This is a genomic window from Pseudomonas frederiksbergensis, from assembly GCF_900105495.1.
Classification (GTDB): domain Bacteria; phylum Pseudomonadota; class Gammaproteobacteria; order Pseudomonadales; family Pseudomonadaceae; genus Aquipseudomonas; species Aquipseudomonas frederiksbergensis.
Genome location: NZ_FNTF01000002.1, coordinates 2,576,892 through 2,596,102 on the forward strand (window position 1 = coordinate 2,576,892; position 19,211 = coordinate 2,596,102).

A 19,211-nucleotide genomic window follows, 5' to 3' on the forward strand; every position below is an offset into this window, starting at 1 on the left:
CTGATGCCCGGATCATAAGATTTTTGTAGCAAGTTTTTGTAGCAAAATTCTCTGGAAGGCTAGAAAGCCCCGTATTTGCTGGGTTAAATAGTCGGATTAGTCCCTATCTCTCCGCCATTATTGAATAAGACTAAGCCCCTGAAATTGTTAAAGATTTCAGGGGCTTTTTCGTTTCTGGCGTTTCGTTCAGGTATTGCTCTTTGCTATCGAACCTGAACTCTCGCCTTGATCACCCACAATCCCAACAAAGTCAGAACAGCAAAGCCGCCACCCATCAGGAAAGTGGCTTGGAAGCCTATCGTGTCCCACAGCGCTCCAGCGATGACGCTGGCCAGCAGCAAGGCCAACCCGGTTAACAGATTGAACATGCCAAATGCCGTCCCGCGCAGTTCAGCCGGTGCGCAATCGGCGATCAGGGCGGCGAATATTCCTTGGGTAAACCCCATGTGCAGGCCCCATAGAACGACGCCGACGATCAGGCCTTCGATACCCGGCGCGAACGCCAGGGTCAGGTCGGCAGCAATCAGCAAAATCAGACCTGCGCCGAGCACCGCCACGCGGCTGACACGATCAGACAAGGCCCCGGCGGGATAGGCTGACAGTGAGTAGGCCACTCCCATCAGAACAAGCACCGCTGGCGCCCACATCGGCGCGAGCCCGACGGCCTGGCCGCGCAGTATCAGAAAGGCTTCGCTGAAACGGGCCAAGGTGAACACCGCAGCAACACCCACCACCCACCAGTAGCCAGCGCCCAGTCGGGCTAATTCCCGCCGACTCAAAGGCGCACGCACCCGACGCGTTCCTTCCGCTTGTTTGGGCTCGTGAACGAACACCAGCAGCACTGCGACGGCAAGGAAGGCCGGAATGACGGCGACCCAGAACACAGTCTGGAAGTGGTTCGCGGTCAGCCACATCAATCCGATCGCCAGCAACGGACCCAGGAATGCACCCACGGTATCCAGAGTTTGCCGCAGGCCGAAAGCTGCCCCCCGTATCGCCGGCGGTGTGATGTCGGCCACCAATGCATCGCGCGGGGCGCCGCGAATACCTTTGCCAATGCGGTCGATAAAGCGAGCCCCGATCAGCCAGTCCAGCGAGCTCGCCAAAGGAAAGATCGGTTTGGACAGTGCCCCCAGCCCATAGCCCAACGCTGCGAGCAGCTTGCGCTTGCCCAATCGATCACTGAGCGCCCCGGAGAATACCTTGGTGATCGAGGCCGTAGCCTCGGCAATACCTTCAATGAGACCCACCGCCAAAACGGAGGTCCCGAGCACGGTAACCATATAGAGCGGCAGCAAGGCATGGATCATCTCTGAGGAGATATCCATCAGCATCGAGACGAAGCCTAGCGCCCAGATGCCGCCAGGCATGGTACGCCAGGCATTGGCGGTTGACGTCTTCTCGACTGGCGCAGTAACCGAAGTGCCATCCGACTTGTCCGTGGTTTTCATCATGAGCCTCGTAAGTCTGTTTGGCATAAGCATCTGATAGCGCGTCGCACCTCCGCAGCCGCGTTGCCGCTAACTCCGCCAAGATACGCTGGATCGATGAGTGATTTCGATCAGACAGTTGCGCCGATCTCACATCAGCATTTTCTGGTTTTCGGTGTAACTCTGGTCATTAGCTATCATGCAATACAGGGCAAATCACCGGATGTCGGGGGGATGCATGAACAGATGGCGACGGTTTTGGGTGTTTGTGAAGCTGGTGGCCGCATTCACGGCATGCCTGACCGTTGCCGTTCAGGCTTTTAGCTACATGTTGGAAAGCCCCGATGCAGCGCAGGTGCACCCTTTGAGCATTTTGGTGGTTGGACTGATCTTTGGCTTCATCACCTATGGAATCCTTTCACTGATTGAAAGGGCTGTGCGGGGTTTACTGCCCCATCCTCAGCCGGCTCAGCCTGAAGCAGAATTTAAAGAAGTTGACGTGCTGATGGAAGAACAACCTTTGGCCTTGTCAGCTGACGATTCTTCCCAACAGAAGAATCAGTGAGCAGTCTGTAAGGCATGTATTACCGGGCGATCATCAAAGGTTCGAATCAGTGTTTTTTGCGTCGGACCGAACAGCATCGCAGCGTAAGAAAAATATGCCTTTTCAAGGGAAAAGTTACTCAGCGCAGTCACCCGATTTACCGTTCCCCGAATCTATTGGTTGTCCCATCAATCAAGGCTGTATCTGCGAAACATCCCCTGACATTGAAAGACCCTGCTGCAAAAAAACCTCATCTACTCTCGTTTCGCAGATCACTGATCTGCCGTCATCAGCAATCGCAAGGAGCGAGCAATGTATTTTGAGATTTACAGGCAAACCCGTGGCACCGCACAGACCGGCAAAGGTCAATGGCGATGGCGTTTGAGGGCGGGTAACCATGAAACGATTGCCAGTGGGGAGGCTTACGTCAACAAGTCTGATTGTGTGCATGCCATCAGCTTGATCAAAGGGACCCACGATCAGACGCCGGTCAAGGAAATCTAGTCTTCAGACGGTGAAGCTGCTCAGTCAGAGCAGCTTTGTTTTGATCGAGTGGCTTTCCTTATGGTTGTGAATGCCCCAGTTTTCGTTTGATCAGGTCGTAGACATCCTTGTGGGTGGAGTTGTGCAGGGAATTATCCTTGCAGGCCGACCTGAGGAACGTTTTAACCTCTTCCTTTGCGTGAGGGTAAAGGCCGGCGACGTAATCGGCTTCATGGTCCTGGGTGCAGTTGAAGTGTTTGTCGTCTTTCGCTTTATCTCTAGCCATGATTAGGCTCCCTTGAGTTCAAATGTTTTTCGATGGCCAGGGCCGTTTTGCCCCAAACGTTGCTGAGCTTAGTGGCGCAAGCGAGTCCCGCCATACGAGCAACGAAATCAGGAAAGGGACGTAGGATTGGTCGGTGGTCTGCATTTTCGTTAAACGAAATGTGCTTGAGTCGCATAGACGCCGATTGCGGCAGCTACCTAAACTGCCTTCGGATTTGGGAGCGGGGTCAGTGGATGAATCGTAACGAACTACGCAAGGCCGACATCAACCTGATGGTGGTGTTTGAAACGCTGATGCTCGAGCGCAACGTCACCCGGGTGGCGGAAAAATTGTTTCTCGGCCAGCCGACCATCAGTTCGGCGCTCAATCGCTTGCGCACGATGTTCAACGACCCGCTGTTCATTCGCGTCGGCCATCGTATGGAGCCGACGGCGCGGGCCGAGGAAATTATTCTGCACCTGTCGCCGGCGCTGGATTCGTTATCGGTGGCGTTGAGCCTGACCCATGATTTCGACCCCACCAGCAGCACCATGACCTTTCGTATCGGGCTGTCGGACGATGTCGAGTTTGGCCTGCTGCCGCCATTGCTGCGTGCCTTGCGCCAGGAAGCACCCAAGGTGGTGTTCGTGGTGCAGCATGTCGATTACTGGCGGATTCCGGACTTGCTGGCGTCCGGCGATATCACCGTTGGTATCAGCCAGACTCGCGGGCTGCCGGCCAACGCCAAGCGCAAGCTGTTGCGGCACATCCTGCCCAACATTTTGCGCGCGGACGCATCGGACACACCGCTGACGCTGGATGAGTATTGCGCGCGACCGCACGTACTGGTTTCCCACACCGCCAATGTCAGTGGCTACGCCGATGAGTGGCTGGCGGAGATTGGTCGCACGCGCCACGTGGTCCTGTCCGTGCCGCAATACAGCTCGTTGCCGGCCTTGCTGGCCGGGACCGATCTGATTGCCAGTCTGCCGGACTACGCCGCCGAAGCGATGGCCGCGTCCGGCCAGCTGTTCAAGGAACCGTTCCCGTTCAAGACGCCTACTCTGGACCTCTCGATGGTCTGGCTCAGCCATGTCGATACCGACCCGGCCGAGCGCTGGTTGAGGTCACGGCTGGAGGCGTTCATGAGTGAGCGCGCGGTTTTACCGCCCGAGTGAGTAGGGCGATGCTGTGATATATGTACGATCTTTCTGCCCACTTTCAGGAGCTCAGTCATGCCTCACCTGCACATGGAATACACCGCCAACCTGCCCGAGCTCAATGCTGACGTGGCGTTGATCCGACTCAACAATGCGTTGGTGGCTTCCGGTCAGTTTGCTGCCGAATACGACATCAAGAGCCGAGCGGTGAAGGTTGAGACGTTCAAGGTCGGCACGTTGTCAGGTGAGCGAGCCTTTGTGCACGTGAAACTGGCGCTGTTGAGCGGTCGTTCGCCACAGATCAAGCAGCAGTTGTCCGAAAGTTTGCTGGCTGTGGTGCAGGAGCTATGTGAATGGCCGACGGGCATTGAAGTCCAGCTGGCCGTCGAAATCCTCGACATCGATCGAGATTCCTACACCAAGATAGCCCTCTGAGTTTCACGCCATTTCCTGCTCGGTGCAGGCCTTGACCACTTGCTCGCGCAGCCAGGTGTTGGCGCTGTCCTGATCGACATTCTGGCTCCACTGCATGTCGAGGCTGAATCCCGGCAAGCCGTTGGGCGCTTCGCAATGTTTGAAGATCGCGTCGTTGGCCAGCAATTGCTGGATACGCCGAGGCAGGGTCAGGATGAAGTCGGTGCCGGTGATCATCTTCAGTGCCGCGCTGTAGCTGTTGGAGCGCGCGACGATCTGGCGTTTTTGCGCCTGCTGCGCCAACCAGCCGTCAACCATGTTGGTGCTGGACGTCCAAGGTGTCGGGAACACGTGCCGGCGTTCAACAAAGGCTTGCAGGCTTAAACGCCGCTCCGGTGGTGAGGCACGTTTATCGAAGACACAGACCAGGTCATCCTCCAGCAGCATCCGGGATTTGAAATCGCCGTGACTGCGATGAAAGTTCGGGCCGAAGCAAATCACCAGGTCGAGGCTGCCGTCGCGTAGCTCTTCGGCCGGGATGTCGGTTTCGAACTTGTGCATGTTGACCATCACTGGAAGGTCGGCGAAATCGAAGCTTTTCAACAGGCGCGGCAGGATCAACTGCTCGAAGTATTCCGGTGCGCAGATATTGAAGGTGACGGGTTGCAGGGTGGGGTCGAATGCTGGCGCACCGGCGTGACACAGGTTGATGCTTTCCAGGATCTTCAGCACGTGGGTGTACATGGTGCTGGCTTTGTAGGTGGGACGCATACCCGCTCGGGTATTGATGAACAGTTCGTCTTCGAAACTGGTGCGCAGCTTTTTCAGGCAGTAACTCACGGTGGACTGGCTGACGCAGAGCGCCTCGGATACACCGCTGACGCTGCTTTGCTCATACACGGCAATAAACACCATGAGGTCCTGCATATCGAGCTTTCTAAGCAAGTTACTGTTCAGCATCCGTTGGGTCTCGCTGTGCTCCTTGCGCTGACTGTGCGCAAACTTGTGCGACAGATCCTAACGGAACGATGGTGCCAGGAGAATGCCTTGTAGGCTTTTTCATGGAAAGTTGTGGGGCAATTCCAGCGGTCTTCAGCCCTGAACGGCTGCAGGCACCCCGCGGCGACTGGACATCAGCAAGGCCCACATACCGATTCCGACCAGCAGCGCGCCGATGATTTCCAGCGGCAGTGGCGGCTGACGGAACCAGAACCAGTGAAAAACGGTGAGGAGCAGCGTGCTCAGGTAAATGTAGGAAATGACCGAGGAAGGGGCGATAACGCCGATGGCCCGATGCAGCAGCCAGAAGGTCGCCAGCGTGGCGAACACCGCCAGGTAAATCAGCCACCAGAAATCGCTCACGGTCAGCAATGACGCCGATCGCCAGCCGCCGCTGAGCCCACAGAATGCCAGCAGAAACAACGCGCCGAACAGCATGTTCCAGAAAGTCATGCCCACCGGGCCGCGCCCCTTGAGACTGCGGGCCTTGAGTCGTTGACTCAGGGGCGAGTAAAGCGCCATCGCCACGCAACCGACGCCATACACCGACACTGCATACAGCGATGGCAGCTCACCAGGGTCTGCGCCTTTCAACACCAGCAACACGGCCCCGGCAGCGGCCATCAGCATCGGCAGCACCCGCTGTTTCAGGTGGCTGTCGGGCATCAAAACCGCTTCGAACAGCAATGTCAGCAGTGGCACCAAGGTGAACATCGTTCCGGTGTTGACGGCCGAGGTGTAGCGCAACGCCTCGAACAGCGAGCCGAAATACGCCGCCAGCAGCAAGCCGAGCACGGCATGGCCGAACAGTCCGCGGACGGTCATGGCGCTATCGCCCTTGAACAGCAACAGCGGCAAAAACACCAAGGCGCAGAACAGCAGGCGCAAACCGGTCAGCAGGATCGGGTCGATGGCCTGGCTGACCTGTGCTGCCGCCGAGAACGATGCAGCGATCAACAGTGCCCAGAGCAACATGCCGAGGTGAGCGGCGGCGAAGCCAGTGTGTTTCATGATGTGGGTTCCCGGGTCAGCGAATGTGTTGGGCGTAATGCCGCGGATCGAAGCGCAAGACCATCAGGACCATCACTGCCATGACGCCGGTCAGTGACCACCAGGCCCATTCGAAGCTGCCGAGCTGGTCGCGGATCATCCCGGCAATCAGCGGCGAGAGACCGGCGATCAGGTAGCCGATGCCTTGCACGAACGCAGTCAGGCCACCGGCACGCCGGGGGTTGTCCAGATGATCCAGGGACACGATCAGGCTCATCGGGAACAGACCGCCGATGCCAAGCCCCAGCAGACAGGGCCACAACAGAGTCAGGTGTTGTGGGCTGAGAACAAGCCCGCAGAAACCGGCCATGATCAGCGCCAGCAACACCACCAGGACCACGCGCCGGTCATGGCTGCGGTTGGCGATGGCCGGTGTCAGCAGGCCGGATAACACTTCCATGGCGGTCAGGAACCCCAGCAGCAACCCGGCGTTTTGTTCGCTCCAACCTTTTTCCACGTAGTACGGCGCCAGCCAGGCCAGCACGCAGGTGTAGGACGCCGTGCCCAGACCGAAGAAGATTGCGAGCAGCCAGGCGCGGGAATTGCCGAAGAACGACCCATTGCGCTGCGCCTGAGCAGGCAGCCTTTCACGTTGCACGCACCAAAACAGCAGCGCTACCAGCGCCAGCGCCGCCCAGATCGCCAGGCCCACACGCCAGCTGCCAGTGCGGATCATCACCAGCGGCGCAAACGACGCCGCAATCGCTGCGCCGCCCATGATCGATGTGACGTAGAGCCCCATACACATGGAAACATTGTCGCTGAAGCGGGATTTGATCAGCGTCGGTATCAATGCCTGGATCAGCGCGATACCGATACCCGCCAGCACGGCGCTGAGGATCAGTTCGGCCGCGGAATCGAGGAATAACCGCGACACCGTGGCCACGCCGATGATCAGCAGCGAGAGCACCACGGTGCGTTGTTCGCCGATTCGTTGGCTGACGCTCAGGCCAAAGAACATCGCCAGTCCCATCGCCATCACTGGCAGCATGGTCAACAGCGAGGCCAGGCTGAAACTGAGCGCAATGTCACCGCGAATCGCCGACAGCAAAGGACCGACGGCGGCCATGGAAGGCCGCAGGTTCAGGGCGACAAGAATGATGCTGAACATCAGCCAGACGGCGGGGCGGGAGATTGCGCGAACGTTTTCCATCTATCGGACCTTGAATGACAAGGCGCCGATTAGGCGCGCGAGGCCTGCGGGCCGCAAATCAGAAAGTCCCAAGCAGTATTTAGAAATTAAATAACACCCCGTACTCCCTGTAGCAGCTGCCGAAGGCTGCGTCCGGCTGCGAAGCAGACGCACATTCTGGCACCGGATGAACCTGCCATACCGCATTGGCTGATTTAACGTCTGCTTCGCAGCCGAACGCAGCCTTCGGCAGCTGCTACATGTCCGGTGATGGTTCTCAATTGTTTAGTCAATCCGCAACCAAAGTTCTTCAAATCCTTATTTAACGACTTAACCTCCCGTGTGACGCTGCTGGTCATCTGTTCTCTGTGGTTTTCTCTATGGACGGTTGTCCCGTCGCACTTCCCTCCGAATTAGCCTTTTGGGCGCTGTGGCACTGCCGTCACGCGCGCCCACCGGATTCCTGCATTTCCCGTTGATTGTTCTTACAGGTCCCGCGCTATGCGCCGGGATCAAAGCGGCGACGCCTGTGCGTTTGCCTGACGCGGAAATAAGAGAATTCTCATGAGTGTTGCCACGACATCTTTCGCCACCCAGCAAGAAGCCCTGACCTTTCTGGAACAGAACCCGGATATCGAGATGTTCGAGTTGTTCATCCTCGACAACAACGGTGTACCGCGGGGCAAGTTGCTGCACCGCGATGAACTGCTGGCGGTGTACGAAAGCGGACGGCCATTGCCGAGCACCATTCTTGGCCTGACCATCAACGGCGATGACGTGGAAAACTCCGGCCTGGTCTGGGACGTTGGCGATATCGACTGCCGGGCGTACCCGATCAGCGGCAGTTTGACGCGCATGCCGTGGCGGTTGATTCCAACGGCGGCGGTGCAGGTCAGCATGCACCCGAAGGAGGGCATGCCCGCGACGATTGCCGATCCACGCCATCTGCTGGCGAAAGTCATCGAAGGTTTGCAGGCCGACGGTTATTACCCGGTGATGGCGGCGGAGCTGGAGTTCTACCTGCTGGATCAGCAGCGCGACAGCAATGGTCGGCCACAACCGGCGCGGGATGTCGATGGCGGGCGGCCGCGCGGGACGCAAGTCTACGGATTGCGTGAACTGGAGCAGATCGAACCGTTTCTGGCTGATCTCTACAGCGCCTGCAAACTCCAGGGCATTCCGGCGCGCACGGCGATTTCCGAATACGCGCCGGGGCAAGTGGAAATCACCCTCGAACACCGCACCGACGCCTTGCAGGCGATGGACGAAGCGGTGCGCTACAAACGACTGGTCAAGGGCGTGGCACACAAGCACGGGATGACGGCGTGCTTCATGGCCAAACCGTTCGATGACCTGGCTGGCACCGGTATGCACATGCACGTCAGCCTGGCGGACAAGGAGGGCAACAACCTGTTCGCCAGCGAAGCCCCGGAAGGTACGCCGCTGCTCAAACAGGCGGTCGGCGGGATGCTCAGCACGTTGCTTGATTCGTTGCTGCTGTTCTGTCCGAACGCCAACTCTTACCGTCGCTTCCAGACCAACAGCTATGCGCCGCTGGCACCCACGTGGGGCGTGGACAATCGCACCGTGAGTTTGCGCGTGCCCGGCGGGCCGGCGTTTTCCCGGCATATCGAACACCGCATCTGTGGCGCCGACGCCAACCCGTATCTGGCGGCTGCGGCGATTCTGGCCGGGATCCATCGCGGTATTCGCGAACAACTCGATCCTGGGGCGCCGGTGGAGGGCAATGGCTACGCCCAGGCCACGGAACTGTTACCGACTGACTGGCTGACCACGTTGCGGGCGCTGGAAGGTTCGAACTGGGCACGGGAAGCGTTCGGCGGGGAGTTCCTCGGCGTGTACCTGGCGGTAAAACGTGCCGAGTATCGACAGTTCATGGGCGAAGTCGGCGAGCAGGACTGGCGCTGGTATTTGCATCAAGCCTGAACAGAATCTGAACCATTCTCAAATCAGTCAAGAGTCTTGGTCTAATGCCACGAGCCAACTAATCGTTGGCTTCTTTTTCACAAAAAATTGAGGGTTGGCTACCTAAAATTAGTGCAATCGCGGTAAATGAAGTTTTCACATTTGCCGATGGCACTTCTTTTCAGGAACAGCCGATCATCATGTGGAAGATTAAAGCCGTGCGCCCCGAGTGGGTGACACTGATTGCCAGTGCCTTTCTGTTAACAGGCTTCAATCTTGTTCTCTGGCAGCACCTGTTTGAGATCACGGCATCTGACGGTCAAGGCATCGTCATGCGCGTGGTGTTCGGCTTGATGATCCTGGCGGCCTTCAACATTGTGCTGACCCTGCTGGCGTTCCGGTTTGTGCTCAAGCCGGTGTTGACCCTGCTCTTCATGATCAGCGCCGGAGTGGCGTATTTCATGAGCCAATATGGTGTTTTGATTGACACCGGCATGTTGCGTAACTTTGCGCAAACCAATGCGACAGAAGTGCGTGACTTACTCTCGATCAAGTTACTTGCCTATATAGTTTTGCTTGGGGTTTTGCCGTCCTTTTTATTATGGCGAACGCCGGTTAGTTACCGTCACTGGCACCGTGAGCTACTCAGCAAAGTTCTCGTGAGTGTCGCGTCAGTTGCTGTGATCGGTGGTGTTGCGCTGGTTAACTATCAGGGCTTGTCTTCATTGTTTCGCAATCACCATGAGTTGCGCTTGATGGTGGTGCCGAGCAACTACATCGGCGCCTCGGCCGGCTATCTGCGTGAGCAGGTCGCGTCTGCGCAGCAACCCTTTGTCATGCTGGGCGAAGATGCCCGGCGAGATCCCGCCTGGCAAACCCACGGCCGCAAATCCCTGACCGTGCTGGTGGTGGGCGAAAGTGCCCGGGCGGAGAATTTCGGCATCCTGGGGTATGACCGTGACACCACACCCAAACTGGATAAAGAAGCCGGCCTGATCGCTTTTACCGATGTGCATTCCTGCGGTACGGAAACAGCGGTGTCGGTGCCGTGCATGTTCTCCGATATGGGCCGCAAGAATTACAACGCCAGCAAGGCAAAAAACGAGGAAGGCCTGCTGGATGTACTCAAGCACGCGGGGCTCGACGTGATCTGGCGCGATAACCAATCAGGCTGCAAAGGCACTTGCGATCGGGTCACCCTCGACGACGTCAGTAACCTCAAGGACCCGGTACTGTGCGCCAATAGCGAATGCCGCGATGAAATCCTGCTGCAGGGTTTGCAGCACTTCATCGATACGCTGGATAAAGACACGGTACTGGTGTTGCACCAGATGGGCAGCCACGGTCCGGAATACTTCAAGCGCTACCCGAAAGAGTACGAACACTTCACCCCTGTTTGTGAAAGTAACGCCCTGAACAATTGCAGTCGCGAAAGTATCGTCAATGGCTACGACAACACCCTGGTGTATACCGACCACGTGCTGTCCACCCTGATCGATTTGTTGCGTAGCAATCAGGACAAAGTCGACACCGCGATGCTCTATCTGTCGGACCACGGCGAATCCCTGGGCGAGTACAACTTGTTCCTGCATGGCACGCCTTACATGCTGGCGCCGGAACAACAAAAACATGTCGCGATGCTGGCCTGGTTTTCCGACAGCTATCAAAAGTCGTTCTCGGTGGATACCCATTGCCTGCAACTGAGTCGCGAAAAGCCCTTGAGCCAGGACAACCTGTTCCATTCGATGCTTGGTTTGCTGGAGGTCAAGAGCAAGGTCTACAACCAGGACCTGGATATGTTTGCCGGATGTCGCGGTGCGGTGATCGACGGCGTTCTGGCCAAAGAGTAAGTGCTTCACCCTTTTTTGCATGCAGCTGTTTCAACACATCGCCTGTCCCGAGCATCGTTTGGCAATGCTCAAGGAATTCCATCGGGGTCGTCGCGATACGGTGATTGTGGCGATACGGATCGATACTCATTTCAAAGGCCGACGTACGAAGGCCGCTAGACCGTTGGCCAGCAAGGCCGACGTGGAATCCGAGTTAAATTGCACAGGTCAGTCATCAGGATTTACTGCCCGGCTGTGCGCGGATGCGTGTCTACGTACTGCGTAAGGCCCGCTAGTCTCCGCCTGTCAGACATTTCTTGCTGTTTGGCCGGCATTTTCGCTAAAGCTCTTGTTCAGTGAATGCGCGGAAATCGCCGGGGGCGATATATACTGCGCGCCATTCTTCAAGGGAGAGCCGTGTGGCCATCGATATTCACTGGATTCGCGACAACGATAGCCTCGGTCAGTTTTGTGCCGAGTGGCAGCAGCTGCCATTCGTTGCCCTCGACACCGAATTCATGCGGGTCGACACCTTTTATCCGATTGCAGGCCTGCTGCAGATCGGCGATGGCGTACGCGCTTACCTGATTGACCCGCTGACCATCGACAACTGGCAGCCGCTGGCCGCGTTGCTGGAGAACCCGGCCGTGGTCAAAGTCGTCCATGCGTGCAGCGAAGACCTCGAAGTCCTGCTGCGCCTGACCGGCAGCCTGCCAGCGCCACTGTTCGACACCCAACTGGCCGCCGCTTACCTGAACCTCGGTTTTTCCATGGGTTATTCACGGCTGGTGCAGGAAGTGCTCGGCATCGACCTGCCCAAGGGCGAGACCCGTTCCGACTGGCTGCAACGCCCACTTTCCGATACCCAAATCAGCTACGCCGCCGAAGATGCCTTGCACTTGGCGGAAGTTTTCGTACAGCTTCGTCCGAAGCTTTCTGACGACAAGTACGCCTGGGTCCTGGAAGACGGTGCCGAGCTGGTGGCCAATCTGCGCCGCGAAGTTGATCCGTATGAGGTCTATCGTGAAGCCAAGCTGGCCTGGAAGCTTTCCCGCGCCCAGCTCGCCGTGTTGCGTGAACTGTGCGCCTGGCGCGAGCGCGAAGCCCGCGCCCGTGATCTGCCGCGCAACCGCATCGTGCGTGAGCATTCCCTGTGGCCGTTGGCGCGGACTCAACCGGACAACCTCGGCGCGTTGGCAAAAATCGAAGACATGCACCCGCGTACCGTGCGTCAGGACGGCGAGTTTCTGCTTGATCTGATCAAACGCTCTGGCAGTGTGTCGCCTGATCAATGGCCGCCTGCGGTGCCGGAGCCTTTGCCGGTGGACGCCGCCACGCTGGTCAAACAGCTGCGTGCGATCGGCCAGGCCGAAGCTGAGCGCCTGAACATCGCGCCAGAGCTGATGCTGCGCAAGAAAACCCTGGAAGCGCTGCTCAAGAGCGGCTATCCCAACGGTCCTTACCAATTGCCTGATTCGCTGCGTGGCTGGCGCCGCGAATTGATGGGCCAGGCGCTGCTCGACAGCCTGGCCACCGCCGGAGAACAGCCTTGAAACGTATTTGCTCCATTTATCGAAGCCTGAAGAAAAACGAGATGTACCTCTATGTGCTCAAAAGCGATGCACTGGAGCGCGTCCCGGAAAGTCTGATGGCCGCCTTCGGCAAACCGCATCACGCCTTCGACCTGGTGCTGACCCCCGAGCGCAAACTGTCGCGCGAGGACATCACCGTGGTGCTGGAAAACCTTGAGAAGCAGGGTTATCACTTGCAGATGCCACCGGCCGAAGACGAGTACATCGAACATTTGCCGGAAGAATTGCTGCGCCGCAACGACCCGATGTGACCGGCAGACAGGCTCTGTTCAGAGCCTTTATGAAACACTGGAATGATTTTGGCGATGGCCAGGGCGATGGAGCGTTATTCCGTCGGTGGCCGTCTGCTCTGTTTTTGAAAGGTTTGAACCATGCGCGTGCTGATTGCTGAACACGACCACCCGGTGTACGCCCAGCTGTTGCGTCAAGCAGCGCCCGACCTGGAAGTGCTGACCAGCGGCGACTCCGCCGAACTGGCCAGCCTGGCCGCTGATTGTCCGATCTGGCTCGGTCAGCCGGACCTGCTGGCGACCTTGCTGCGTCAGGGTCACGAGCCACAATGGCTGCAATCGACCTGGGCGGGCATTACGCCGCTGCTGGCCGATGGCTTGCCACGGCACTATCGCCTGACTCGGGCGGTAGGGATTTTTGGTCAGGTCATGGCCGAATACGTGCTGACCTACATGCTCGGCCACGAGCGCGAAGTGCTGCCGCGGCTGGTCAGCCAGGTCGAGCGCAAGTGGGACAGTCGCCAGGGCCAAAGCCTGGCCGGCCGCAAAGTGTTGATCGTTGGCACCGGTGATATTGGCCAGACCGTGGCGCAGTTTCTTCTGCCGTTCGGCGTCGAGTTGTACGGCATCGCCAGCGAAGCCCGCGAGCAGGCGCCGTTTGTCGAAGTCGGGGCACTGGCGGATCTGCCGCGTCTGGTGGGTGAAGTCGATTACGTGATCAATCTGCTGCCGAATACGCCAAACACCCACGACCTGTACGACGCGGCGCTGTTCAAGCAGTTTAAGCCGACCGGGTTGTTCATCAACGTCGGGCGCGGCGTGGCGGTGGTCGATGCGGATCTGGTGGAGGCCCTGAAAGAAGGGCATCTGGCAGGTGCGGTGATCGACGTCTGCCGTCAGGAGCCGCTGCCGCAACGTCATCCGTTCTGGACCGCCTGGGGCCTGCTGCTGACCGGCCACAGTTCGGCACCGACCTCGCCATCGATGATGGTGAACCTGTTTGTCGAGAACCTGCGGGCGTATCAGGCGGGTGAGGCGTTGCGCGGGGAAGTGGATTTCAATCGCGGGTATTGAATTACACCGATGATCGTTCCCACGCTCTGCGTGGGAATGCATCCCGTGACGCTCTGCGTCACCTCCAGAAGCGAAACGCGGGGCGTCCCTGCCGGCATTCCCACGCAGAGCGTGGGAATGATCGGGTTCAGCGCGCTTAGAGGGTGAAGTCGCCTTCAGCCGCCAACTCGCTCAGCGGGCGACGCGGGCTTGGCTCTTCGCGTGCTTGCAGGTACTCCGCCAGCGTTGCCTTGTCGCCCAGTTTGCCCACCGCCACCGCAGCGTGCAGCGCATAACCCTCTGGAATGTTCAGCTCCTTGCGAGTCAGGTCCTGGTCGAAACCGGCCATGCCGTGGGTGTGCCAGCCGCTGATGCTCGCTTGCAATGCCAGATGGCCCCAAGCAGAACCGGTGTCGAAGGTGTGCCACAAGGCCGGGGTTTCTTCGGTGGCGCCAGGCACTGCGAAGGTGGTTTTCGAGATCACGATCACCAGTGCCGAGGCGTGCTGCGCCCAGCTGCGGTTGAACTCATTCAGCAGGCCCAGGAAACGCTCCCAGTTTGGCGTGTCGCGACGCGCGTAGAGAAACCGCCAAGGCTGCGAGTTGTACGCCGATGGCGCCCAGCGCGCGGCTTCGAAGAAGCTCAGCAGGGTCTCCTCCGGGATGCTTTCGCCGGTAAAGGCGCGGGGCGACCAACGGTCGGTGAACTGAGGGTGGATGGCATAGTCGGCAACGCGTGGATTAGCGCTCATCGAGTGATTCCTTGCTACGTTTGAAAGAATGGGGCGACGCAAAACCCTACTGGGCGGCGCAATAACTGACAAGCTCGTTCTACCGGCAGTCGCCAACGCTTGGCCCACAAGGGCCTTGGCACTAGACTGGCGGCCTTTTCACCACCTGATGTTGATGCTTGAGCCATGGCCGCCAAAGTCGAACCGTTCTGGATACGCAAAACCCTCGATCAACTCGATAAAGAGGAGTGGGAATCGCTGTGCGACGGCTGTGGACTGTGCTGCCTGCAAAAGCTCGAAGATGAAGACGACAATAGCGTCTATTACACGCGTATCGCCTGCAAACTGCTGGACCTGAAAACCTGTCAGTGCACCGATTACCCGAACCGCCGCGATTTCGTCCCCGACTGCATCCAGCTCACACCGGGCAAGGCCGATGAGTTCAAATGGCTGCCGCCGTCCTGCGGCTATCGACTGGTCAGCGAAGGCAAGGACCTGCCACTTTGGCACCATCTGGTGTGCGGTGATCGCGATGCCGTGCACCACGCGCGAATCTCCCAGTCCGGGCGCATGCTCGCCGAAGGCAGCGTGGCCGAAGATGATTGGGAAGACCATCTGATTTTCCGGGCGGGTTGATTCCTCCACAAAATTTGTAGTGTTTGCTGGTATTCAGGGCTGCTACGCAGCCCAGCGCGAGCAAGCTCGCTCGCCACAAGGAGTGGGTATGGCTGTGGGATTTCGGCTGGCGTTGGCTTTTGGGCTTTTGGCCCTGGGTTCGCCCGCGTGGGCGGCGAAGAAGGTTGATCTGGATTACCACGTGCGCCTGTTGCCGCAAAGCGATCAGGCCGAAGTGCGGCTGACCCTGGCGCAGGGCGCGGCGGTGCGCAGTCTGGATTTCGACCTGGGCGATGGCAGTCACTACAGCGATTTCAAGGCCGATGGCCAATGGCAGCTCACGCCGGGCAAGCAGGCCCGTGGTGTCTGGCGTCCGGCCGCCGACAAGGCCAGCCTGACCTACCGCGTACGCATCAGCCACGGGCGCAAGAGCGGCAGCTTCGATACGCGCATGACGCCAACCTGGGCATTGATGCGCGGCGACGATCTGGTGCCGGCGGCCAAACTCGATCAGCAGGAGGGCATCGAGTTGGTTTCACGCCTTGAGTTCGAATTGCCCGCAGGCTGGAAAAGTGTTGAAACCGCCTGGCCGCGAATCGGCAAGAACAAATTCCGGGTCGATAACGTATCTCGCTTGTTCGACCGGCCTACGGGCTGGATGCTCGCCGGCCACCTCGGCAGCCGTCGCACGCGGCTTGGGGAAACCGAGGTCACCGTCGCTTCGCCTCAGGGCCAGGGCATGCGCCGCATGGATGTGCTGACGCTGCTGACCTTTGTCTGGCCGCAAGTACAGGCGGTGTATCCCCGACATCCCGTCAAACTGTTGATCGTCGGTGCCAATGACCCGATGTGGCGCGGCAGCCTGGGCGCGCGCGAATCGATCTACCTGAACACGCGCCTGCCGCTGGTCAGCGAAAGCGGCAGCAGTGCGCTGGTGCGGGAATTGGCGCAGGTGTTCGGACGGATCAACGATCAGCAGCGCAGTGACTGGATCAGCGAAGGATTGGCCGAGTATTACGCCATCGAACTGGTGCGCCGCGCCGGCGGCATGAGCGATGAGCGGTATGAGGGTTTGCAGGCGAAGTTGGCCAAGGACAGCCAGAAGGTCACGACTTTGCGCGCTGAGCAGGTCAGCCCGGCGCAGGTGTCGAAAGCGGTCGTGTTATTGCAGGAACTGGATCGCGAGATTCGCCTGAAGACCCGCAACAAGCGTTCACTGGATGATGTGTTGCGCGGGGCGATGCGTTTGCAGAGCGTGGATACCAAGGAGTTTGTTCAGCTGGCCGAGAGCATCATTGGTGAATCTTCCCAAGTACTCGATAGCTCGCTCCTGAACTGATCGTTCCCACGCTCTGCGTGGGAATGCATCCCGTGACGCTCTGCGTCACTTCCAGAAGCGGAACGCGGAGCGTCCCTGGCGGCATTCCCACGCAGAGCGTGGGAACGATCAGTTCTAGGTCAAGCCCCGGGTTTAGGCGACTTCAACGAATCATCGCCGGTCACTGTGGCGGTATTGGTCGCCGCTTCGGCATTCGCCTTCAACCGGTTCAACTCTTCACCCGCCCGCTGAATCTTCGCCCGCACGTTGTTCATGTCCTGACGGCTTTTCTCGAGCAGGCTTTTCGCCGAACTGTGCCCGGTAATGCCACGCGCCAGGGCCACACCGCCGATCGCCACTTGAATCAACCCGAATACACCGCCGCGACGCAGGCCCTTGCCGACCATGATCACACCGCCGGCCAGGGAACCGATGCGTTCCCAACCCTGCACGTTCTGCTCAGTGTGAGTCTGGAACGGGGTGGATTCGATGCGTTCTACGCGTTTGAGCTCGCTCATGATCTGTCTCCTGGCTGGAATGCTGCTTCAAGAATAGATATTTAAGCTGACTGCCAAGGCGGGCGGCTTGTTCCATCGAATGTGCGGTGAGTCAGCGGAATTTTGCCCCGGAGCGGGTGTTGAGTCCCTTGGACATGCGGTCATAGAGCACGACGTTGACGGTGGCCGCCAGGTTCATGCAACCGGTGGTCGGGATGTAGACCACATCTTCGCACCAGTCGCGAATCTCTTTATCCAGCGAGCCGTCTTCCGGGCCGAAGATGTACAGCGCGCGGTCCGGATGGGTGTATTCCGGCAGAGAACGGGCACCGTCCACCAGTTCCACGGCGACCGGCACGCAGCCCAGCGGCAGGATTTTCTTCAGGTCGTCGATGCCGATCAGCGGAATGTCGTAGTGGACGCGCTTGGTGTCGGTGACGAAATCGGCGGCGCGTTCATAACGCTTGCCGGTGTAAAACACGGACGCCACGCCATAACAGCCAGCGGCGCGCATCACCGAACCGACGTTCTCCGGTGATTTGGGGTTATACAAACCAATGCAGCTGTACCGTTTGTCTGCCACGAGCGGGGTGCCTTCGGGGAAAAAACGGCGATTATACGGGGATTGGGGGAGGGGTGGTCAGTGATCGTTCCCCTGTGGCGAGGGGGCTTGCCCCCGTTCGGCTGCGAAGCAGTCGTAAAATCAGCAAGCGCGGTTTACCTGACTAACTGCTGCGGCTGATTTTGGGGCCGCTTCGCGACCCAACGGGGGCAAGGTCGACTTCAGTCGTCTTTCTTCATCAGGCCGGCCAACGCGGCAAACGGGTTATGCGTCGCCTTGGCGATTGTCGGCGAGCTCAGCGAGCCTTCACCGAAATACTGTTGATCGGTGTACCGCGAGTGTTCGTTGTCGTGGCAATACAGGCACAACAATTCCCAGTTCGAGCCGTCCTGAGGGTTGTTGTCGTGGTTGTGGTCACGGTGGTGCACAGTCAGTTCGCTCAGGCGCTTGCCGGAAAACTCACGGGCGCAGCGACCGCACACGTGCGGGTACATTTTCAGGGCCTTGTCGCGGTAACCCATTTCCTTGTCGCGCTGGTTGTCGGCAAGGATGCGGTCCAGTTTCGACGTGTTGGTTGGTGTTGACGAACTCATGGGTTCACCTTTGTAAAAGACTAATGACGGAATTAAACGCAGTTTAGCTCAGCCCTTGAGCTTCTCGGCAATCCAGATGGTGTGACGGGTGCCTTTGTTGCCGTGGGCGAAGACCTGGACTTCCTCAGCCTTGAAGCCGGCCTTCTTCAGTTTGTCGGAAAACTGTCGGTCAGCGCTCGCGGACCAGACGGCCAGCACGCCTTTGGGCCGCAGGGCCTTGGCGCAGGCGCTCAGGCCGCCAGCGGAGTAGAGCCAGCTGTTGGCCTTCTGGGTCAGGCCTTCGGGGCCGTTGTCGACGTCGAGCATGATTGCGTCGAAACCTTGCGGCTCGGCTTGCAGGACCTTGGCCACGTCTTCCATGCGAATGACCGTGCGCGGGTCCAGCAGCGGGTTCCCGGCTTTCTCACCAAGCGGTCCACGGTTCCACTCCACCACGCCCGGGACCAGTTCGGCGACCACCACTTCAGCGGTCTTGCCCAGGTGCTTGAGGGCCGAGGCGAGGGTGAAACCCATGCCCAGGCCGCCGATCAGCACGCGCGAATTCGGCCGGCCGGCCACTTTACGGCACGGGATCTCCGCCAGAGCGTCTTCCGAGCCGTGCATGCGGGTGTTCATCAGTTGCCCGCCGTCGCCGCCCTGAATCTTGATGACGAAATCCTCACCGTATTCGAACAGGCACAAGGCACCGCCATTTTCAGGAATTGGAGTGGTGTCGAGCAGAACGAAACGTTTCATGGGACTCACTTGAGGAGAAATTGGCATAAGAGGGAGAAGGCAAACACGCGCAGT

General features: G+C 58.8%; 21 protein-coding genes and 1 pseudogene. 12 read left to right on the forward strand and 10 right to left on the reverse strand.

Features of this window, described 5'->3' with window-relative positions; all coding sequences use genetic code 11:
* Nucleotides 1–203: 203 nt before the first annotated feature.
* The gene (locus tag BLW70_RS12150; RefSeq protein ID WP_074874290.1) at nt 204–1,451 is read right to left on the reverse strand and encodes an MFS transporter; all 1,248 of its coding nucleotides are present in this window, start codon (nt 1,449–1,451) and stop codon (nt 204–206) included.
* A 217-nt stretch (nt 1,452–1,668) separates the two neighbouring features.
* Between BLW70_RS12150 and BLW70_RS12155 the strand changes: the two genes are divergently transcribed.
* Both BLW70_RS12155 and BLW70_RS12160 read left to right on the forward strand, forming a co-directional pair.
* Nucleotides 1,669–1,995, forward strand: coding sequence for a hypothetical protein (locus BLW70_RS12155; RefSeq protein ID WP_074874291.1), 327 nt, complete (start codon nt 1,669–1,671; stop codon nt 1,993–1,995).
* Nucleotides 1,996–2,286: 291 nt separating this feature from the next.
* On the forward strand, nt 2,287–2,478 hold the full coding sequence (locus BLW70_RS12160) for a YegP family protein (protein WP_074874292.1): 192 nt from the start codon (nt 2,287–2,289) through the stop codon (nt 2,476–2,478).
* Between the two features lie 58 nt (nt 2,479–2,536).
* Here the strand turns inward: BLW70_RS12160 and BLW70_RS12165 are convergent, their stop codons facing one another.
* Nucleotides 2,537–2,743: a hypothetical protein gene (locus BLW70_RS12165; RefSeq protein ID WP_074874293.1), complete on the reverse strand. Its 207-nt coding sequence runs from the start codon at nt 2,741–2,743 to the stop codon at nt 2,537–2,539.
* Nucleotides 2,744–2,976: 233 nt separating this feature from the next.
* Between BLW70_RS12165 and BLW70_RS12170 the strand changes: the two genes are divergently transcribed.
* Together BLW70_RS12170 and BLW70_RS12175 are read left to right on the forward strand one after the other, a co-directional pair.
* A complete protein-coding gene (locus BLW70_RS12170; protein ID WP_074874294.1) occupies nt 2,977–3,900 on the forward strand; it encodes a LysR substrate-binding domain-containing protein in 924 nt (307 codons plus the stop codon).
* A 57-nt stretch (nt 3,901–3,957) separates the two neighbouring features.
* Complete coding sequence (locus BLW70_RS12175) at nt 3,958–4,317, forward strand: 5-carboxymethyl-2-hydroxymuconate Delta-isomerase (RefSeq protein ID WP_074874295.1); 360 nt, start codon at nt 3,958–3,960, stop codon at nt 4,315–4,317.
* 3 nt (nt 4,318–4,320) lie between these two features.
* Here BLW70_RS12175 and BLW70_RS12180 read toward each other — a convergent pair whose 3' ends face one another.
* The 3 genes from BLW70_RS12180 to BLW70_RS12190 all read right to left on the reverse strand — a co-directional run bounded on the left by BLW70_RS12180 (nt 4,321) and on the right by BLW70_RS12190 (nt 7,498).
* Nucleotides 4,321–5,256: a LysR family transcriptional regulator gene (locus BLW70_RS12180; protein WP_074874296.1), complete on the reverse strand. Its 936-nt coding sequence runs from the start codon at nt 5,254–5,256 to the stop codon at nt 4,321–4,323.
* A gap of 132 nt (nt 5,257–5,388) precedes the next feature.
* Nucleotides 5,389–6,306 (reverse strand): DMT family transporter, encoded by a 918-nt coding sequence (locus BLW70_RS12185; protein ID WP_074874297.1) that lies wholly within the window; start codon nt 6,304–6,306, stop codon nt 5,389–5,391.
* 16 nt (nt 6,307–6,322) lie between these two features.
* On the reverse strand, nt 6,323–7,498 hold the full coding sequence (locus tag BLW70_RS12190) for a cyanate transporter (RefSeq protein ID WP_074874298.1): 1,176 nt from the start codon (nt 7,496–7,498) through the stop codon (nt 6,323–6,325).
* 543 nt (nt 7,499–8,041) lie between these two features.
* On the opposite strand from BLW70_RS12190, the gene BLW70_RS12195 reads away from it, so the two are divergent.
* From BLW70_RS12195 to BLW70_RS12215, 6 genes and pseudogenes are all read left to right on the forward strand, one after another.
* On the forward strand, nt 8,042–9,424 hold the full coding sequence (locus BLW70_RS12195) for a glutamine synthetase family protein (RefSeq protein WP_074874299.1): 1,383 nt from the start codon (nt 8,042–8,044) through the stop codon (nt 9,422–9,424).
* A gap of 179 nt (nt 9,425–9,603) precedes the next feature.
* Entirely contained in the window at nt 9,604–11,253 is a 1,650-nt protein-coding gene (locus BLW70_RS12200; protein ID WP_074874300.1) for a phosphoethanolamine transferase, read from the forward strand.
* 10 nt (nt 11,254–11,263) lie between these two features.
* A pseudogene (locus BLW70_RS31045) lies at nt 11,264–11,528 on the forward strand (class I SAM-dependent methyltransferase); the annotation flags it as partial.
* A gap of 123 nt (nt 11,529–11,651) precedes the next feature.
* Nucleotides 11,652–12,785 (forward strand): ribonuclease D, encoded by a 1,134-nt coding sequence (gene rnd / locus BLW70_RS12205; protein ID WP_074874301.1) that lies wholly within the window; start codon nt 11,652–11,654, stop codon nt 12,783–12,785.
* Complete coding sequence (locus BLW70_RS12210; protein WP_007898694.1) at nt 12,782–13,075, forward strand: YcgL domain-containing protein; 294 nt, start codon at nt 12,782–12,784, stop codon at nt 13,073–13,075. The genes rnd and BLW70_RS12210 overlap by 4 nt, the downstream gene beginning before the upstream one ends.
* A gap of 120 nt (nt 13,076–13,195) precedes the next feature.
* A complete protein-coding gene (locus tag BLW70_RS12215; RefSeq protein WP_074874302.1) occupies nt 13,196–14,128 on the forward strand; it encodes a D-2-hydroxyacid dehydrogenase in 933 nt (310 codons plus the stop codon).
* A gap of 136 nt (nt 14,129–14,264) precedes the next feature.
* Here BLW70_RS12215 and BLW70_RS12220 read toward each other — a convergent pair whose 3' ends face one another.
* Complete coding sequence (locus tag BLW70_RS12220) at nt 14,265–14,858, reverse strand: nitroreductase family protein (RefSeq protein WP_074874303.1); 594 nt, start codon at nt 14,856–14,858, stop codon at nt 14,265–14,267.
* 165 nt (nt 14,859–15,023) lie between these two features.
* Here BLW70_RS12220 and BLW70_RS12225 point away from each other — a divergent pair, with 165 nt between their 5' ends.
* Complete coding sequence (locus tag BLW70_RS12225) at nt 15,024–15,473, forward strand: YcgN family cysteine cluster protein (protein WP_074874304.1); 450 nt, start codon at nt 15,024–15,026, stop codon at nt 15,471–15,473.
* 88 nt (nt 15,474–15,561) lie between these two features.
* Nucleotides 15,562–16,791: a hypothetical protein gene (locus BLW70_RS12230; protein WP_074874305.1), complete on the forward strand. Its 1,230-nt coding sequence runs from the start codon at nt 15,562–15,564 to the stop codon at nt 16,789–16,791.
* 119 nt (nt 16,792–16,910) lie between these two features.
* Here the strand turns inward: BLW70_RS12230 and BLW70_RS12235 are convergent, their stop codons facing one another.
* From BLW70_RS12235 to BLW70_RS12250, 4 genes are all read right to left on the reverse strand, one after another.
* Nucleotides 16,911–17,288, reverse strand: a complete 378-nt coding sequence (locus BLW70_RS12235; protein WP_074874306.1) for a YgaP family membrane protein — start codon at nt 17,286–17,288, stop codon at nt 16,911–16,913.
* A gap of 91 nt (nt 17,289–17,379) precedes the next feature.
* Nucleotides 17,380–17,850: an RNA methyltransferase gene (locus BLW70_RS12240; protein WP_007944014.1), complete on the reverse strand. Its 471-nt coding sequence runs from the start codon at nt 17,848–17,850 to the stop codon at nt 17,380–17,382.
* Between the two features lie 200 nt (nt 17,851–18,050).
* Nucleotides 18,051–18,422, reverse strand: a complete 372-nt coding sequence (locus BLW70_RS12245; protein WP_074874307.1) for a YajD family HNH nuclease — start codon at nt 18,420–18,422, stop codon at nt 18,051–18,053.
* Between the two features lie 48 nt (nt 18,423–18,470).
* A complete protein-coding gene (locus BLW70_RS12250; protein ID WP_007898703.1) occupies nt 18,471–19,157 on the reverse strand; it encodes a spermidine synthase in 687 nt (228 codons plus the stop codon).
* Nucleotides 19,158–19,211 lie beyond the last annotated feature (54 nt).

What these genes read in the sequence shown, in the direction of transcription:
- BLW70_RS12150 (WP_074874290.1), bottom strand. Translation starts at nt 1,451, where the DNA reads ATGAAAACCACGGACAAGTCGGATGGCACTTCGGTTACTGCGCCAGTC.
- BLW70_RS12155 (WP_074874291.1), top strand. Translation starts at nt 1,669, where the DNA reads ATGAACAGATGGCGACGGTTTTGGGTGTTTGTGAAGCTGGTGGCCGCA.
- BLW70_RS12160 (WP_074874292.1), top strand. Translation starts at nt 2,287, where the DNA reads ATGTATTTTGAGATTTACAGGCAAACCCGTGGCACCGCACAGACCGGC.
- BLW70_RS12165 (WP_074874293.1), bottom strand. Translation starts at nt 2,743, where the DNA reads ATGGCTAGAGATAAAGCGAAAGACGACAAACACTTCAACTGCACCCAG.
- BLW70_RS12170 (WP_074874294.1), top strand. Translation starts at nt 2,977, where the DNA reads ATGAATCGTAACGAACTACGCAAGGCCGACATCAACCTGATGGTGGTG.
- BLW70_RS12175 (WP_074874295.1), top strand. Translation starts at nt 3,958, where the DNA reads ATGCCTCACCTGCACATGGAATACACCGCCAACCTGCCCGAGCTCAAT.
- BLW70_RS12180 (WP_074874296.1), bottom strand. Translation starts at nt 5,256, where the DNA reads ATGCTGAACAGTAACTTGCTTAGAAAGCTCGATATGCAGGACCTCATG.
- BLW70_RS12185 (WP_074874297.1), bottom strand. Translation starts at nt 6,306, where the DNA reads ATGAAACACACTGGCTTCGCCGCCGCTCACCTCGGCATGTTGCTCTGG.
- BLW70_RS12190 (WP_074874298.1), bottom strand. Translation starts at nt 7,498, where the DNA reads ATGGAAAACGTTCGCGCAATCTCCCGCCCCGCCGTCTGGCTGATGTTC.
- BLW70_RS12195 (WP_074874299.1), top strand. Translation starts at nt 8,042, where the DNA reads ATGAGTGTTGCCACGACATCTTTCGCCACCCAGCAAGAAGCCCTGACC.
- BLW70_RS12200 (WP_074874300.1), top strand. Translation starts at nt 9,604, where the DNA reads ATGTGGAAGATTAAAGCCGTGCGCCCCGAGTGGGTGACACTGATTGCC.
- BLW70_RS12215 (WP_074874302.1), top strand. Translation starts at nt 13,196, where the DNA reads ATGCGCGTGCTGATTGCTGAACACGACCACCCGGTGTACGCCCAGCTG.
- BLW70_RS12220 (WP_074874303.1), bottom strand. Translation starts at nt 14,858, where the DNA reads ATGAGCGCTAATCCACGCGTTGCCGACTATGCCATCCACCCTCAGTTC.
- BLW70_RS12225 (WP_074874304.1), top strand. Translation starts at nt 15,024, where the DNA reads ATGGCCGCCAAAGTCGAACCGTTCTGGATACGCAAAACCCTCGATCAA.
- BLW70_RS12230 (WP_074874305.1), top strand. Translation starts at nt 15,562, where the DNA reads ATGGCTGTGGGATTTCGGCTGGCGTTGGCTTTTGGGCTTTTGGCCCTG.
- BLW70_RS12235 (WP_074874306.1), bottom strand. Translation starts at nt 17,288, where the DNA reads ATGAGCGAGCTCAAACGCGTAGAACGCATCGAATCCACCCCGTTCCAG.
- BLW70_RS12245 (WP_074874307.1), bottom strand. Translation starts at nt 18,422, where the DNA reads ATGAGTTCGTCAACACCAACCAACACGTCGAAACTGGACCGCATCCTT.
- BLW70_RS12250 (WP_007898703.1), bottom strand. Translation starts at nt 19,157, where the DNA reads ATGAAACGTTTCGTTCTGCTCGACACCACTCCAATTCCTGAAAATGGC.